16 protein-coding genes are annotated in these 16093 nt (G+C 33.5%); 5 read left to right on the forward strand and 11 right to left on the reverse strand.

Going from position 1 to position 16093, the window contains the following annotated elements; translation table 11 throughout:
* Positions 1-584: 584 nt before the first annotated feature.
* From ISP08_RS10175 to ISP08_RS10195, 5 genes are all read right to left on the reverse strand, one after another.
* Complete coding sequence (locus tag ISP08_RS10175) at positions 585-1589, reverse strand: 5-oxoprolinase subunit C family protein (RefSeq protein WP_048792552.1); 1005 nt, start codon at positions 1587-1589, stop codon at positions 585-587.
* Positions 1577-2284: a 5-oxoprolinase subunit B family protein gene (locus tag ISP08_RS10180; RefSeq protein ID WP_048792551.1), complete on the reverse strand. Its 708-nt coding sequence runs from the start codon at positions 2282-2284 to the stop codon at positions 1577-1579. Before ISP08_RS10180 ends, ISP08_RS10175 begins: the two co-directional genes overlap by 13 nt.
* A 369-nt stretch (positions 2285-2653) precedes the next feature.
* Complete coding sequence (locus ISP08_RS10185; RefSeq protein WP_195718557.1) at positions 2654-3262, reverse strand: aminotransferase class IV; 609 nt, start codon at positions 3260-3262, stop codon at positions 2654-2656.
* Complete coding sequence (locus tag ISP08_RS10190; protein WP_195718558.1) at positions 3262-4401, reverse strand: chorismate-binding protein; 1140 nt, start codon at positions 4399-4401, stop codon at positions 3262-3264. The genes ISP08_RS10185 and ISP08_RS10190 overlap by 1 nt, the downstream gene beginning before the upstream one ends.
* Positions 4385-4978: an anthranilate synthase component II gene (locus tag ISP08_RS10195; protein WP_195718559.1), complete on the reverse strand. Its 594-nt coding sequence runs from the start codon at positions 4976-4978 to the stop codon at positions 4385-4387. The genes ISP08_RS10190 and ISP08_RS10195 overlap by 17 nt, the downstream gene beginning before the upstream one ends.
* A gap of 236 nt (positions 4979-5214) precedes the next feature.
* On the opposite strand from ISP08_RS10195, the gene queC reads away from it, so the two are divergent.
* The 5 genes from queC (at position 5215) to ISP08_RS10220 (ending at position 8185) form a co-directional block, all read left to right on the forward strand.
* A complete protein-coding gene (queC, locus tag ISP08_RS10200; protein WP_195718560.1) occupies positions 5215-5889 on the forward strand; it encodes a 7-cyano-7-deazaguanine synthase QueC in 675 nt (224 codons plus the stop codon).
* On the forward strand, positions 5889-6314 hold the full coding sequence (gene queD, locus ISP08_RS10205) for a 6-carboxytetrahydropterin synthase QueD (protein WP_103294991.1): 426 nt from the start codon (positions 5889-5891) through the stop codon (positions 6312-6314). The genes queC and queD overlap by 1 nt, the downstream gene beginning before the upstream one ends.
* A complete protein-coding gene (gene queE, locus ISP08_RS10210) occupies positions 6307-7023 on the forward strand; it encodes a 7-carboxy-7-deazaguanine synthase QueE (RefSeq protein ID WP_048792545.1) in 717 nt (238 codons plus the stop codon). Before queD ends, queE begins: the two co-directional genes overlap by 8 nt.
* Positions 7024-7275: 252 nt before the next feature.
* A complete protein-coding gene (locus ISP08_RS10215; RefSeq protein ID WP_195718561.1) occupies positions 7276-7863 on the forward strand; it encodes a hypothetical protein in 588 nt (195 codons plus the stop codon).
* A 70-nt stretch (positions 7864-7933) separates the two neighbouring features.
* Complete coding sequence (locus tag ISP08_RS10220; RefSeq protein WP_048792543.1) at positions 7934-8185, forward strand: GlsB/YeaQ/YmgE family stress response membrane protein; 252 nt, start codon at positions 7934-7936, stop codon at positions 8183-8185.
* Between the two features lie 147 nt (positions 8186-8332).
* On the opposite strand, the gene ISP08_RS10225 is transcribed toward ISP08_RS10220, so the two are convergent.
* The 6 genes from ISP08_RS10225 to ISP08_RS10250 form a co-directional block, all read right to left on the reverse strand.
* On the reverse strand, positions 8333-9367 hold the full coding sequence (locus ISP08_RS10225) for a glycosyltransferase family 2 protein (RefSeq protein ID WP_195718562.1): 1035 nt from the start codon (positions 9365-9367) through the stop codon (positions 8333-8335).
* A 218-nt stretch (positions 9368-9585) separates the two neighbouring features.
* Entirely contained in the window at positions 9586-10425 is an 840-nt protein-coding gene (locus tag ISP08_RS10230; protein ID WP_195718563.1) for an aldo/keto reductase, read from the reverse strand.
* A 226-nt stretch (positions 10426-10651) separates the two neighbouring features.
* Positions 10652-11983: a hemolysin family protein gene (locus ISP08_RS10235; protein ID WP_394372020.1), complete on the reverse strand. Its 1332-nt coding sequence runs from the start codon at positions 11981-11983 to the stop codon at positions 10652-10654.
* 392 nt (positions 11984-12375) lie between these two features.
* Positions 12376-14325: a PTS fructose transporter subunit IIABC gene (locus tag ISP08_RS10240; protein WP_195718564.1), complete on the reverse strand. Its 1950-nt coding sequence runs from the start codon at positions 14323-14325 to the stop codon at positions 12376-12378.
* Between the two features lies 1 nt (position 14326).
* Positions 14327-15250 carry a 1-phosphofructokinase gene (gene pfkB, locus ISP08_RS10245; RefSeq protein WP_195718565.1) on the reverse strand — a complete coding sequence of 308 codons (924 nt, stop codon included), beginning with the start codon at positions 15248-15250 and terminating at the stop codon, positions 14327-14329.
* The gene (locus ISP08_RS10250; protein WP_195718566.1) at positions 15247-16005 is read right to left on the reverse strand and encodes a DeoR/GlpR family DNA-binding transcription regulator; all 759 of its coding nucleotides are present in this window, start codon (positions 16003-16005) and stop codon (positions 15247-15249) included. The genes pfkB and ISP08_RS10250 overlap by 4 nt, the downstream gene beginning before the upstream one ends.
* Between the last annotated feature and the right edge of the window lie 88 nt (positions 16006-16093).

The following is a 16093-nucleotide window of genomic DNA, read 5'->3' on the forward strand; positions in this document are numbered from 1 at the left end:
ACTCATCGCAAAGTTATGTATTACCGTTGGCTAAAGTTACATTCGTCGAGTTTAACATTACACTTAATGTTGCACAATACACATCGCAACAAAGCTTAATTCAAACTCATAATTTGATTTAAATTTCTAAATTTTTATAATAGTTATTCATTGATATAAATTTATTATCGTGATTGTAAAAACGCTTTTACAATTATAGCGTTTTGTAACGTTTTTGTAAAAAACGCATATAGTTCAATTAATAAATATATAGTAATTACCGACAAATATCAAGTGTAAAGGTGAATTAAACATGAAATACGTATCACCTTTGTTCATGGTCTAAGCGTTCAAAATTAAATTTATCAGTACATTATACTTAATTTTTTACACTAATTAATCAGACCATAGACTTAGAAGAAAAATTAATTGTTTCAAATTTACAAAGTATATAAGAAATTTTTTATCATGCCTTTTGATTTAACATTGTCGCACCCTTAGTTCATATAAAATGACAATTTCTCAAAATTATAGGGCAATCAAAACGACAATATTTTGCAGCACAAAAAATGAGATGAAGTTCTATTGTAGAACCCCACCTCTGATTATTTTTGCATTTCAAGTTGCATTCTATATTCTATACCGTGGAATAATTGATTCAACCAATTATTAAACTTAATTAAATTTTCTTCTGCCGTTTCCACATCGATAAATTGGAATTTTAATTTTTCGCTTTGATGTTTTTGACCTAATTTAGTTAGATGATAAGTTGCTATCGTTCCTATTTGAGGATAGCTGCCTAACGTGTAATGGTCATTTAATAAAATGATGGGTGTGCCATCTCTTTTGACTTGTATCGTGCCACGTTTAACAGATTGATGCAAAGGCATATCTTCGTAATACGCTTTAACAGATTGTCCTTCAACTAACATGCCAACCCTATTGGCTTTACTTGTAACTTTGTATTCACTCAACGTGAAACGATGTAATGCATCTTGGTCAAAATCTTCAGTGCCTTTATTTTTTATAACGTGAAAAACATCAGACATATAATTAAATGACAATGCATAACCGTCTATGCCCCAATTTGTTTGTCTCGTTTGTTCTAAATTCTCAAACAACTTGTGATGACGTTTAGAATAATTACGTTTCATATTAATCTCGTCACCTTTTTTCAAGCTTCGTCCGTGGAATCCACCAATTTTGGCTTTGAAATCTGTGGCAGTTGAACCTAACCATTCATCTAATTCAAATCCGCCACCTACAGCTAAATAAACTCTCGATGTACGTTGCGTCTCAACAAAACGTAAAACATCGCCTTTTAACATTAAGTATAATTTATTTGGCAACACGGTTAAATCATCAGTCGTCGCTTTAAATGTCCCACCGCTTAATGCTATAAGTGTAGGTTCAGTAAAACGTATGCGTGCCATTCTATTAGTCATTTCAAGCGTTGCTTCATGTTTATCATTTGCTACAAGTCGATTAGCAATTTCGTGGGACAATGTGTCTAGCGCACCGCCCGGAATAACACCTCGGTCTTCATAACCTTGTCTACCAAAGTCTTGAAAGCTTGAAAATAATCCTTCGTCCTCTATTATGATTGACATGGTTTGAAGCCTCCTAAATCTATGTCATCTTCCTTACAAGGTATAAATCTTACATTATCGCCAAGTGCAAGCTTAGTAAAATCATCTTTCTCTGGATTAAATAAAGTTTCTGGAGTATAACCAATAACAAGCCAGTCTCCATATGTATCAGTCGTATTGATGCCAGTCTTTTTCCCTTCAATAATAACAGCGCCTGCTGGAATAAAGGATTTCTGTTTCCCCGTATGATTAACAAATAAGCGTTCATCCATGCCTGTTAAATAAGGGAACCCTGGAGAATATCCCATCGTAGATACAAAATATGTACAATTTGTATGTCGGCTAATAAAAGTTTCTAAATCAATACCATAGTATTGCAATAGTGGTTCTAAATCAGGCCCATATTCACCACCATAAACAACTGGAATGTTAGTTATTCCTTCAGGTGTATCATCGTGAACAATTTCTAACCTAATTGAATAAACTAAATCTTTCATATATTGAAAAGGTGATTGAATATGGTGATGCTTAATCATACTACGCGCATCATAACAAATCATCATATCTGATTCAGTTGGCACAATTTCTGTTATAAATGGGAAATTGCGTTCTAAAAGATAGGACTTTAATGCTAATAAGTCTTCAGTTAAATCCTTTGAGACCTTTTTCTCTATAGACACTACTATAGCTTGATCCCCTTGACTATATATTTTCATACCTGCACCTCATCATAATTTCTTAATGATAAAAAACATTTAATCCTTTGACTAAAAGTTGAATAATGTCACCAACCAAAAAATAAACGAATACAAATTGTATTACGCAAAAAACAATTAGCACACAATAATTTACTATCGTAGCGTAGTCTTTATGATTGTGATTAATAATCCACTTAGTAATTATCGTTACGCCAATAATTAAGCATAGCCATAAAATTATCATTATTTTCTCCGTTCGAGTTGTTAGTTAAGTTTAACAATATAATTTCTATTCTATAACCTTTATATCATAAGTTGTTCACTTTAGTTATTACTTTAATAATTAAATTGTGTATAGCAATGTTTTACCTTTTTTCTTTATATATTCTATAGATAAATTTCTACATCGGCAACCTCACGTAAACTATTTAATAGAAAAACTTTAATCTCATTATTTTGTAGTTTACGTACAAAAGTAGTCACATCATAATTTTTAATTTCTAACGAACCTTGTTCTATTAAAGTTCTCCTCATCGTGCCACGCAATAAATCATGTTCGAATTCTGGCGTATAATATTGATTGTCTTCTTCTATCATTATATTACCAATATCAAATTCTAAAATTTTACCTTTGTCATCATGTAATAAAATAAGATCCGTTGAATGATCGTGTTGTAAATGCTCTCGATTTGTTGTTTTATGAATGAGGTTTTGTTCATTAACTGCATTATCTAAGTTGACTAAACGCGCAGTAAAGTATTGTTTGTCAGGTAGTTCTACGATTTCAAATGATAAATCCCCTTGTTGATCTATCATAATTTTTAATCTTTTACGTTGATTTGGATAGTTTTCTAAAATTTGCGCAATCTTATTGTCCCATTGCTTTTCATCGAAATTGATACCCAATGACTTACAAGAATTTTGAATTCTTTCTTTATGTAATGCTAAGCGTTGAATTTCATTGTTTTCGAGCCTCATCGTTTCAAATAATTTCATTATAAGCACTCCAATATTTTTACTTTGTCGTTGAATTCTACTATTTCTTTATCTGCATTCGAATCTATCGTTATACCAGCACCAACACCATAAATTGCTTGTTCGTCTATATATTGAATCGTACGAATAGGTACATTGAAAATTGATTTGCCACTAGGCAATAGCAATCCAATCGTTCCACAATAACCATGTCTCGGTACTTGCTCTAATGATTGAATAAATTTCATTGTATTCATTTTAGGTGCACCAGTAATTGAGCCACACGGGAAGAGCGATGCCAATATTTTATTTAATGACGTTGTTTCAGCAAGTTGGCCCGTTACCATAGATGTCATCTGAAATACTGTATCATATTTTTCAATATGAAATAATTTGGAAACATTCACGCTATTGGTTGCTGTGATACGTGCAATATCATTTCTTAATAAGTCTACAATCATCACGTTTTCGGCTTTATCTTTCTCAGATTGGGCCAAGGTATCATATTGCTTTTGATCGTCAGTAGGTGTAACGCCTCGTGCTATTGTCCCCTTCATAGGTTTACTAACAATGACATTGTCGCTATTTTTAAAAGGGCCTTGTTGGAAGAATAATTCCGGTGAAGCCGAAGCAATTTTTAATTCGTCAGTATCTATCATTACCGAATAGTTTCCATTATTAGAAAGCTGCAATTGTCGATATAAATCATAAATAGGTCGTCGAATACTGTCTGTTAACCTTGTAGTATAATTAACTTGATACGTATTACCGTTAATAATTTCTTGCTGTATACGTTCAATATTCTTCGTTAATATTGCATTGGATTGTGTAAATTGGAAATGATGACATTTATCATACTCACACGCTGCATATTCAGTTACTTGTGTTACTGAATCAAACACGTAAGCAGCTGCATAAATATATGGCGCTTGCACATTCACGACTGCCATATCTTCATTAAAATATTTAGCCGCTTCATATGGTAAATAGAGCGTTACATATTTACCTTGGCTTTGCATCGTTTCAGCAAACGACACTACTGCGCCTACCTCACCTAAAGTCCAAGCTATTTTTTTAGCACTATAATCTGTACACTCGATATGATAAGTTTCAAAATCATCTTCACCAGTCATATAACGGTAATTAAATTGGATAGTCACAGTGCTCACCTGCTTTCGCTAAAAATAATTGTAACTGTTTATGACCATGCTGACTTAAAATTGATTCAGGATGATATTGGACACCATATATGGGCAATCGTTCATGCTCAACTGCCATAATAATTTGTTCTTCATTATAAGCTACAATATTTAACTCTGATGGTAGTGATGGCGTATGTGCGATTAATGAATGATATCGCATAACTTGAAAATTTTGATTTAAACCTTTAAAAATACCACTGTTTGTATGTGTTAAAGACGTTACATGTCCATGCACGGGTTTGCCACTTTTAATTATTTTACCGCCATAATATTCAACTATTAATTGAAAACCTAAGCAAACACCAAGGATAGGTGTAGATGAAGCGAATGTTGTTATTACTTGGCTCAATATTGGATAATCACTTGGTTTGCCTGGTCCTGGTGAGATAATAATTGCTTCAGGTTTTAAGTATTGTAATGCCCTTATATCAACTTGATCCACATCAATGACCTTGACTGGTTGCTGCGACATATTTTTTGTATAATCAACAAGATTATATGTAAATGAATCTTTATTGTCGATGACGATAATCATGTTACTACCTCTTTCATACCATTCTATTGTTAGCCGATTAGTGCTATTATGCCAAATATCAACTTGATTTTACAGTTTAAATATATTATTCTAATCATCATGTAAATGAATAAACAGAGGTTTCTAGCTGACACCCTCTATAAAAAACTAGACTTAACGCGTCTATCTTTTTATAGGGATAGACGTTTTTTCATGTCTTATAACAGTAGTTACTTTTAAGGAGAGCGAATTTTAAAATGACCGAACAATTACTTGATAAAAATAAAGCCATTGTAGTGTTTAGTGGTGGCCAAGATAGTACGACATGCTTATTTTGGGCAAAGAAACATTTTGATGAAGTTGAATTAGTAACTTTTAAATACGGGCAAAGACATGCTCAAGAAATCGAAGTTGCACAAGCTATAGCCGATGAACAACAGCTTAAACACCATGTACTTGATATGTCTTTATTATCTCAATTAACACCTAATGCTTTAACAGACCCTAATATGGCTATTGAAGCAAACGACGATGACATACCAAATACGTTTGTCCCTGCACGTAATTTATTATTTTTATCATTTGCTGGTGCCTTAGCTTATCAACTTAATGCGAAAAACATCATCACTGGCGTATGCGAAACAGATTTTTCTGGTTATCCAGATTGTCGTGATAGCTTTGTTAAATCTATGAATGTTACTTTAAATTTATCAATGGATAAAAACTTTGTCATTCACACACCATTGATGTGGTTAGATAAAAAAGAAACTTGGGCATTAAGCGATGATTTAGGTGTATTAGATTACATTAGAGAACGCACTCTAACATGTTATAACGGCATTATCGGCGATGGATGCGGCACATGCCCGGCATGTAAGTTACGTGCACGTGGTTTAAACAACTATTTGGTCGAAAAAGGAGCGAATAACTAATGTTTCAACAAAACTATCCTCAAGTAAATCATAACTACGTATTTGAATTGAATAAGGACTTTAATTTTTCAGCTGCCCATTATATTCCAAGTGAAGACGCAGGAAAATGTATGCGCACGCACGGGCATACTTATTTTGTAAACTTAACAATAGCTGGTGATGAACTTGACCACAACGGTTTTTTAGTTAATTTTAGTGATTTAAAAAAACTTGTTCACGGTTCATTCGATCATCAATTATTAAATGAATTACCAATGTTCAAAGGGAAAAGCCCTTCAACTGAAGTGGTGGCGCAAACGATTTATGAAATAATTCAAAACAACTTAGACGCTCGCTCAAACAAGCCTCACTGTCTACAAGTATATGTTCGTGAAACACCGACGAGTTATGTGGTCTATCGACCAAAGGAGCATCAAAATGGCTAAAATTCCTGTTCTAGAAATATTTGGACCTACGATTCAAGGCGAAGGCCGGGTAATCGGGCGTAAGACGATGTTTGTAAGAACGGCTGGTTGCGATTATCGTTGTAGTTGGTGTGATTCTAGTTTCACTTGGGACGGCAGCGCTAAAGAAGATATTCGTATGATGACTGCCGAAGAAATTTATGCAGAACTTTATGAAATTGGTGGTGACATGTTCAATCATGTCACTATTTCAGGAGGCAATCCTGCACTTATTAAAGGGATTCAAGAACTCGTGGATTTGTTTGAGACAAAAAATATTTATAGCGCATTAGAAACGCAAGGTAGTAAGTTCCAACCATGGATGACACAAATCGATGACTTAACTATCAGTCCCAAGCCTCCTAGTTCTAAAATGAAACCTAATTTATTCGTCTTAGACGAAGTAATCGCGCAATGTAAACACGACACTTTAAATTTAAAAGTAGTTATATTTGATGATGAAGATTATGACTTTGCCAAAATGATTCATCATCGCTACCCATCAATCCCTTTTTATCTACAAGTGGGCAACCCATATTTAGATGGTGAGCACGTAGCGCAACATACTGAAAAACTTTTATCGTTATATGAAGATCTTGTCACTCGCGTCATGGAAAGTAGCGATATGAACAATGTATATGTTTTACCACAACTTCATACATTATTGTGGAGTAATAAAAAAGGGGTATAAGTCCCCTTGTTAGCATTTTGAATTAACTTCTACGCTATGCTATACGAGTATACTAATATTACAGATAAGGGTAAGCCTCCTATATTATTTAATGCAATATTTTATAGCGCTTAAATGCTTAGATTGTAAAATATTTTAATAATGTAAACATTTAATAACAATAAAAGTTTACATTATTTATTGTTATTAAATGCTTAATGAGACATATATTGGTATAATACTTCAATGAACGATTAATGTAAGGAGACCAAAATGCTAATATCTATTATCATCAACATAATAGTTACAGTCGTCATATTAGGTTATGACCTGTATCGCCAGAATTTCAAACAACTTAAGTATAGCTCTATTCTCATTGCAATTACTGTTAATGGTCTTATTAATTTATTTATAAGCGGTGAATATGATTTTATTACGTTCACTTTTATATTGTCATTAATTATTTGGACACTACTACAACTTTACATAAATAATAAAGTTCGCGTCTTATTTATTGAAGATCAAAAATTCATAGCGGCTGTACTTACAATTATTTTAAGCACAGCTACTATTCTTGCTTACGATACGAGCCACGACTCCTATTATATGTCTGTCCCATATCTAGCACCTACAATATCGTTGATTGGCGCCATATTTCTCTTTTATAGTACATTCAAACCAACTGAGAAAGCGCAATTTCACTTTATTAAACGTGTAAAAAATCCTATTTTAGTTGGCCATATACTTTATATTCTATCCTTTGCGGTAATGATGTTATTGACGCCATATTGGTATGCCTTCATTTTAATATATATCCTTTTCATTCTATTTGTTTTATGGCAAAAGATATTTAAAAATTAAAATGATTATTTAAATTACTTTAGTGGTATATATAAATAATAATTAAATTATAAAAAGGAGGCCGATTGCTATGGGCTTTATTCTCATGTTAATCGTCGGTGGTTTAATAGGTTGGATTGCTGGCGGAATTTTAGGCAAAGATATTCCTGGAGGTATTCTTGGTAATATAATTGCTGGTATTGTAGGTTCAGCTTTAGGTTCTTGGTTACTAGGCGATTGGGGTTGGCATTTAGGTGGCATTGCTATCTTCCCAGCACTGATTGGTACAATTATTCTAGTAGCTGTTGCGTCATTTATTTTAGGTAAATTGCGTAAAAAATAATCAGCAGCATAATGCTAACATTTTGCTGATTAAAACTAATATGAGATATTAATATCAATTCTCAAAATAAGAGAGCTTATCCATTATGGATAAGCTCTCTTATTATTTAACATCTTACAATTGTCTCGTACATAGTTGGAAAAGCACTTATTTATTATTGATTGTCGCCTTGTTAGACTGGCGTCTGACAGTTGCTTCCAGGTCGTGTGTATAGTCCGTACCCATTTGGTCGTCATCTTTAGAATTATCATTAACATTCGTTGCTAGCACGATATATTTCGGTCTTTGTTTAACTTCATAATAAATACGTCCAATATATTCTCCAATGATACCGATAGACATGAGCTGAATACCACCAAGAAGTAAAATTGCAGCGATAGTCGAGAAATAACCTGGTGTATCTATGCCATCAATCAAAATACCACAAAATATATATATTATATATAACAGACTAATAAAAGAGACGAAGAAACCTAAATATATTAACACTCTTAAAGGCTTATTGTTAAAAGAAATAAGTCCATCAATGCCATAATTTAATAAATTACCAAACGACCATTTTGATTGGCCTTCTTCTCGCTCTACATTTTCATATGTGAAAACTTTTGTATTATAACCAATCCATTCATATAATCCTTTAGAAAAACGATTATATTCTTCTAATGAAGCAATAGATTTTACTGCCCTATTACTTAACAATCTGAAATCACCGACGCCATCTTCAAGATTAATATCTACAAAGTAATTAATTAATTTATAATAGCTACGTGTCAGTAATTTCCTCGATTTTTTCTCACCTTCGCGATTACGTTTAGCAATGACTTGGTCGTAGCCATCCAAATAACCTTCTATCATTTGAGGTATGAATTCAGGCGGATGTTGTAAATCCGCATCTATCATAATCACAGCATCACAGTCAGTACTATATTGATACCCTGCAAGCATGGCAGACTCTTTACCAAAATTTCTACTAAAAGAAATAAATTTGATATGCTGATCTCTAGTGGCAATATCTTGAATAAAATTTATAGTAGAATCTTTACTACCATCATCGACAAATAGCACTTCATAATTATATTGTCGACGTTCACTATCTTGCGCTAACACTTCAGTTAATCGCTCATAGGTTTGTACAATAACATCACCTTCGTTATAACAAGGTACAATAACCCTAACATCCATACATATGCCACCCTCATTCTCTATTATTATTTATATTTCCAATCTAATGTTAATCAGCGGATTTATACTGAACTAAAAGTACGCCCTGCCTATACTAAGAGTTAATACTTTTAGGCTTTTCAAAAATATAGTTATTTCAGTAAATTAAGCATCACAGCTAAATCAAATCCCTCTATTACTTGCGTCTTATTTTTCAATATCCTACGGACGTTATACATTTATTGTAAAGTGCCGATTTGGACTTCGTTAGGATTCTTACCTTGGCGCTGATCCTTATTTAAACTATCAATTTCTGCAATATCTGTTAATTCCAAATTAAAATCTAAAATATTATAATTTTCTTTAATACGCGCTGGGTTTTTTGATTTCGGTATAACCAATCTATTATGTGCTAAATGCCACCTAAGTACAATTTGAGCGGGTGTCTTGTCATATGCTTTAGCAATATTGACAATTGTCGGGTGGACTAACAAACCTTTATTTCTCATTAGAGGCATCCAAGCTGTTACTGCAATATCTTTATCATCACAATATTCTTGTAACTCATGTTGATCAAAATAAGGATGTACTTCAATCTGATTCACTGCTGGCGTAACTTTAGTTTCATTCATTAATGTTTCTAAATGATGCTGTTCGAAATTACATACGCCTATCGCTCTTATCTTTCCTTCTTCATACAACTCTTCCATCGCTTTGTAACTTTCAATAAATAATCCATCTTCTTCACACGGCCAATGAATTAAATATAAATCTAGATAATCTGTGTCTAAATTTTTCAAAGTTTTATTAAAGTATGCTTTGGTACTGTCGTAACCTTGATAATCATTCCATAGTTTAGAGGTTATAAATAAGTCTTCTCTATCGATATCTGCATTACGTAAAGCTTGGCCTAGAGCCTGTTCATTACCATAAAAATAAGCAGTATCAAAAGCACGATAACCAGCTTCTAATGCACTATGGACAGCTACTTCCATCTCCTCATCGGTGATTTTATATACACCTAAGCCAATTTTAGGCATAGGATAACCATTATTTAAATAATATATGTCATTACTCATAGCTGTTCTCCTCTCATTCGCTACTAATAATTAAAATAGCACATTTACTATATTTCCAGTTTTTATAAATTTAATCATTACGATTTCACTACATTAAGTAAATTCTAGTTAACAAAGTTAACAATAATTTTATATTTTTCATTTTCCATTGTTGCTTACGTTTAGATATCTAAAGTAAAAAAGCATGCTAAAATCTCGTTACCCAAGATTTAGCATGCTTCGTAAATTAGTCTGTCTCTGATTCTTCTTCATTATCAGTAACAGCAACGCGTTCTTTATTATATTCGATTTTTAATATTACTGAGATAATCTGATGATTTTCAATTTCTGAAATAATCCAGCGATCGAATTCGGTATCAACATAATCTTTTTGTTGTAAATTTGTATTATGTGCTTGTAACCAACCACCAATTGTATCAATATCTTCAGAATCTTTAAATTCAATGTCGAATTGTTCATTTAAATCATCTAACAATACTCGACCATTTATTTGATATGTCTTATCGTCTTTTTTAACGATATCGTTTACTTCGTCGTCGTCAAACTCATCACGTATTTCCCCGACAATCTCTTCTAGGATATCTTCCATTGTCAGAATACCTGCCGTGCCACCATATTCATCAATAATTAAACTGATATGAACGTGCTCACGTTGCATTCTAACTAAAGCATCACTGATACGTGTCGTTTCTGAAATCATTGGTAATTCATGTACAAAGTTGCTTATTTTTATAGTTTTTCCTGAAGCGTATTCTGTTAAAAACTCTTTAACATTTATAAAGCCTTTGACATGGTCTTTATCACCATCTTCAGTAATCGGATAACGTGTGAACTGATATTCTTTTATCGTTTCTAATAATTCATCAACATTGAACGGCTCATTCATAGTTATCATTTGCGTTCTAGGTACCATAATATCTTTCGCATGGCGTTCATCAAATGAAAAAATATTTTGCATATAAGCCAATTCTGTTTGGTTTATTTCTCCACCGTTATAACTATTGTTGATAATAATTTTAATTTCTTCTTCTGACATCGCGTCATTATTTGCATCAGGATTGACACCAAGCATACGTATAATCACACGTGCAGAACCATTCATTAACCAAATTAACGGCTTCATCACGATACCAAAATAATAAAGTGGTCGTGAATAAACAAGCGCTAAGTTTTCAGTGTATTGAATTGCTAATGTTTTAGGTGCTAATTCACCTAATACAACGTGTAAATATGTTACGACAATAAATGCGATAATAAACGAAATTGTCGTAGTTATGGGTTCAGGTAAATGTAATAATGCAAATAATGGATGTAACAATTTATCAAAAGTCGGTTCACCTAACCAACCTAATCCAAGTGATGTTACAGTAATACCAAGTTGACAAGCTGATAAGTAATAATCTAAATTACCAATCATTTTTTTCACAACTTTAGCATTACCATTACCTTCTGATGCTAATTGTTCAATTCTTGTTGATCTCACTTTAACTAACGCAAATTCCGATCCTACGAATACTGTAGTCAATGCAATTAAAAGAAAAAATATTACTAAATTCATTATGGGTACTGTTTCCAATTAACTCCCTATTACTAGGGATTCACCTCCAAATTTTACGTGTCACAATAGGTGACCGTCTTTGTTTTAATTTTTGATAATTACTAGTAATAAAGACTAAATCCTTCCCATTGTAACACCTCCCAAAAAATTGACGTATGAATTACATTTTATCATATCATAACTCCAAGTTGTAACATTGCGTATTAATTTACTAACAATATTTTTTAATGATTTAAATCATTTAATAAATACTATAAATAGCAAGCTTTATACACTTTTATACTATTTGTGTTCAACAAAACATATTAATATTTTATATTCAAATGTACAACAAAACGTTACCACCTAATCCGCTTTAAGTGATAACGCTTTGCTTATTATTAATTTTCTTATTATTCGTTCATGGCTTCTGAAGCTTCTGCTTCTACTTGTGTAACTTTTGGTTTTAATAAACCGTATATGATCGCTGCCACTACCGCACCTATGATTATCGCAATTAATGATTGCAGTGCATGTGTAATGTCTGTCGCGAAGATAACAATAATACCACCATGTGGTGCTTGTATTGCTGAACCTAATCCTAATGCAATAGCCCCTGCTACGCCTGAACCAACCATCATAGATGGAATAACGCGTAATGGGTCAGCAGCCGCAAATGGTATCGCACCTTCGGTTATAAAGGAGAATCCCATCACAAAGTTTGGAATAATTGAACCTTTTTGTTCTTTTGTAAATTTCTTACGGAACAACAACATAGCAATTGAGATTGCGATTGGAGGCACCATACCACCAATCATTGCCGCAGTAATAGGCGCGCTATTACCTTCAGTCAATGCAGCAGTTGCGAATACGTATGCGGCTTTATTGAAAGGACCACCCATATCAATAGCCATCATCGCCCCAATTACTAGACCAAGTAAAACAATATTGGCACCAGATAAACTATTTAAACCATTTAACAATAAGTTATTTAACCATGAAGCAGGTGGATTAATAACGTAAATCATTAATAGTCCAGTTATCGTAACTGACAACACTGGATAAATTAAAGTTGGTTTTAAACCTTCTAAAGATTGCGGTAATCCGCTAACTAAGCGTTTAACACCTTGAGTTAAGTAACCTGCTAAGAAACCTGCTAAAATACCGCCAATAAATCCTGCGTCACCTGATACAGCTAACATACCACCTACTAAACCAGCAGCGAAACCTGGTTTATCTGCAATACTTCTAGCAATGTATCCTGCTAAAATTGGAATGATTAATGCAAATGCACTATTTTTACCGATATTCCAAAGTTGTTCTGCGAATGCATTATGTTCAGAACTTTTCGGATCGAATGAGTTGGCACCGAATAAAAAGACGATTGCCATCAAAATACCACCAGAAATAACTAGCGGTAACATATTCGATACACCATTCATAAGATGTTTATAAATGGTTTTTCCGATACCTTGATTACTTTCTTCAGTCGAATGGCTACGTTTACCACTAGAAGCCACAAATGGTTTTCTAGATGTATCTTGAGCTAAGTTAATTAACGCTTCTGGTCGTTTTATACCATCTGCCACAGGTACTTCAACTACATTTTTACCGTCGAATCGGTCTGTTTCAACATGTACATCAGCTGCAACGATGATACCAGTAGCTTTAGCAATATCATCATCAGTCAGTGGGTTTTTCACGCCACCTGAACCGTTTGTTTCTACTTTTATTTGTACGCCCATTTGTTTCGCTTGCTTTTTCAATGCATCTCTTGCCATATAAGTATGTGCAATGCCAGTTGGACAAGCAGTTACAGCAAGTATATAAGGCTCATCTTGTGCTTCATTATCTTCTGATGTAGTTGTAGCAACATTTTGTTGCTCAGCATTTTCTTCTTCAGTTGCTTCGTCATCTGCACGGTCAATAATCTGTTGTACTTCGTCAGGCGATTGAGCTGCTAATAAATCTGCTCTAACTTTGTCATCCATTAATATACCTGATAACTTAGCTAAAGCATCAAGATGCGTTTGTGCGCCACCTTCAGGAGCCGCAATCATAAAGAATAAGTGAGCTGGTTGCATATCAAGACTTTGATAATCAACACCACTTTGTGATTTACCAAAGGCAATAGCTGGTTTATTTACAGCTGCAACTTTAGCATGTGGTATGGCAATGCCTTCACCAATCCCCGTCGTACTTTGTGATTCACGATCAAAAATCGCTGACTTAAATGCTTCGACATCATTTAAAATTCCCGCTTCATTAAGTTGAGTTACAAGTTCGTCTATAACACCGTTTTTCTCTGTTGCATTTAAATCCATCGCCATCGTATCTTTTGTTAATAATTCAGTTATTCTCATATTAATCACTCCCATCAAGTTTATAAATTTCAACTTGTGATTCTATATTTTTAATTGCTTCACTTTGCGCTAAGTCATCATTAAAAGCTGTTGCTGTCCCTGCAGCAACTGCTAACTTAAATGCTGATGATACTGAGTAACCATTAGTTAAGCCAGCAACCATGCCCGCCACGGTACTGTCGCCTGATCCAACAGTGTTTATGACTTTCCCTTTAGGAACTGTGGCTTTGAAGCTTTGTTGATGATCTATGTAAATTGCTCCTTCTCCGCCAAGAGACACAATCACTGATTTTGCGCCCTGTTCTAATATTTTACGGCCATACTTAACTACTGCTTCGTCACTATCAATAGCGACATCAAACATAACCTCTAATTCGTCTTTATTGGGTTTAATAAATAGCGGACCATAAGGCAATACACTTTCAACTAAGTGTTTCTCAGCATCTACTACCAATTGAGCACCTGTTGCGTTAGTTATAGTAGCTATTTTTTCGTAAACATCATTACCTATACTTTGCGGTACACTACCAGCAACGATAACAATATCTGCTGACGTAGTATTTTTAATTTTTTCGAGTAATGTGTTTAATTGTTCTTCACTAATTTGAGGTCCAGGCGCATTAATTTCAGTTTCATTGCCAGTCTTTAATTTCACATTGATACGCGTGTCCTCATCCACTGTGACAAAATCTGTAGCGATGTTGCTGTTAAATAACGTATCTTTAATAAAGTTTCCAGGAAAACCGCCTACAAATCCTAAAGCAGTCGATGCTACATTTAATGTTTGTAGCACTCTTGAAACATTAATACCTTTTCCCCCAGCAAATTTATGCGTTGATGAAGCACGATTTAAACCATCAATTTGGAAATCTTTTGCGACCATAATATAATCTATTGATGGATTAAAAGTTACTGTATAAATCATCGTTTTCCTCCTAATATGTCATAATGACGTGTAAATAAATCATAATTTTCAACTTGTTTAATTTGTTCCGAAGTAATAATGGATACATCATGATCAATAGGCACATTGGTGAAATAAACTTTATTAAATTTAGAGCTGTCAGCTACAACAAATTTATTTAATGCTTGTTTCAATGCATACTTTTTAACAAAAGCTTCTTGATCATCAGGTGTAGTTAAACCATAGTTTATATCGATACCATTAATGCCTATAAATGCTTTGTCAAAGCGGTAACGGCCAAGCGTTTCGATAGCGCTGGGTCCAACTGTGGCAAACGTATTGGATTTAACTTGACCACCAATTGTTATCGTTTTGATACCGTTTTTGATTAATTCTTCAACGTGGGTAAGACCATTGGTTACAACAGTAATATTACTGCTAGTAATATATGGAATCATTTCTAGCGTAGATGAACCTGCATCTAAAAATACACAATCATTATCTTCGATTAGTTCTGAAGCGCTTCGCGCTATTTCTTTTTTTTCTTGAAGATTTTGGGTACGTTTATCGATAAGATTAGGTTCTAAGACAACGGATTGGTTTAATGTAGCCCCACCATGTAAACGTGTTAATTTACCTAGTTGTTGTAACTTAGATAAATCTCTACGTATAGTAGAAGCACTACAGTCTAAATTGTCCATTAATTCTTGCAATGATAAAAAATCCTTTTTTGCAAGTTCATCCAAAATTAATTCATGACGCTTTTCTGTAATCATCTTCCCACCTCATCTCACGATTAGTATAATGTATACGCTTTCTTAAATCAATCATTTTTTATCATTTTCATTCAAAAACAATCAAAAT

This window comes from Staphylococcus lloydii (assembly GCF_015775975.1).
Classification (GTDB): Bacteria; Bacillota; Bacilli; order Staphylococcales; family Staphylococcaceae; genus Staphylococcus; species Staphylococcus lloydii.

Excerpts from the sequence above, each read along its gene's own strand:
- ISP08_RS10240 (WP_195718564.1), bottom strand. The coding sequence starts at position 14,325 with ATGAGAATAACTGAATTATTAACAAAAGATACGATGGCGATGGATTTA.
- ISP08_RS10185 (WP_195718557.1), bottom strand. The coding sequence starts at position 3,262 with ATGAAATTATTTGAAACGATGAGGCTCGAAAACAATGAAATTCAACGC.
- ISP08_RS10250 (WP_195718566.1), bottom strand. The coding sequence starts at position 16,005 with ATGATTACAGAAAAGCGTCATGAATTAATTTTGGATGAACTTGCAAAA.
- ISP08_RS10175 (WP_048792552.1), bottom strand. The coding sequence starts at position 1,589 with ATGTCAATCATAATAGAGGACGAAGGATTATTTTCAAGCTTTCAAGAC.
- ISP08_RS10220 (WP_048792543.1), top strand. The coding sequence starts at position 7,934 with ATGGGCTTTATTCTCATGTTAATCGTCGGTGGTTTAATAGGTTGGATT.
- queE (WP_048792545.1), top strand. The coding sequence starts at position 6,307 with ATGGCTAAAATTCCTGTTCTAGAAATATTTGGACCTACGATTCAAGGC.
- ISP08_RS10235 (WP_394372020.1), bottom strand. The coding sequence starts at position 11,983 with ATGAATTTAGTAATATTTTTTCTTTTAATTGCATTGACTACAGTATTC.
- ISP08_RS10180 (WP_048792551.1), bottom strand. The coding sequence starts at position 2,284 with ATGAAAATATATAGTCAAGGGGATCAAGCTATAGTAGTGTCTATAGAG.
- queD (WP_103294991.1), top strand. The coding sequence starts at position 5,889 with ATGTTTCAACAAAACTATCCTCAAGTAAATCATAACTACGTATTTGAA.
- ISP08_RS10215 (WP_195718561.1), top strand. The coding sequence starts at position 7,276 with ATGCTAATATCTATTATCATCAACATAATAGTTACAGTCGTCATATTA.
- pfkB (WP_195718565.1), bottom strand. The coding sequence starts at position 15,250 with ATGATTTATACAGTAACTTTTAATCCATCAATAGATTATATTATGGTC.
- ISP08_RS10230 (WP_195718563.1), bottom strand. The coding sequence starts at position 10,425 with ATGAGTAATGACATATATTATTTAAATAATGGTTATCCTATGCCTAAA.
- queC (WP_195718560.1), top strand. The coding sequence starts at position 5,215 with ATGACCGAACAATTACTTGATAAAAATAAAGCCATTGTAGTGTTTAGT.
- ISP08_RS10225 (WP_195718562.1), bottom strand. The coding sequence starts at position 9,367 with ATGGATGTTAGGGTTATTGTACCTTGTTATAACGAAGGTGATGTTATT.
- ISP08_RS10195 (WP_195718559.1), bottom strand. The coding sequence starts at position 4,978 with ATGATTATCGTCATCGACAATAAAGATTCATTTACATATAATCTTGTT.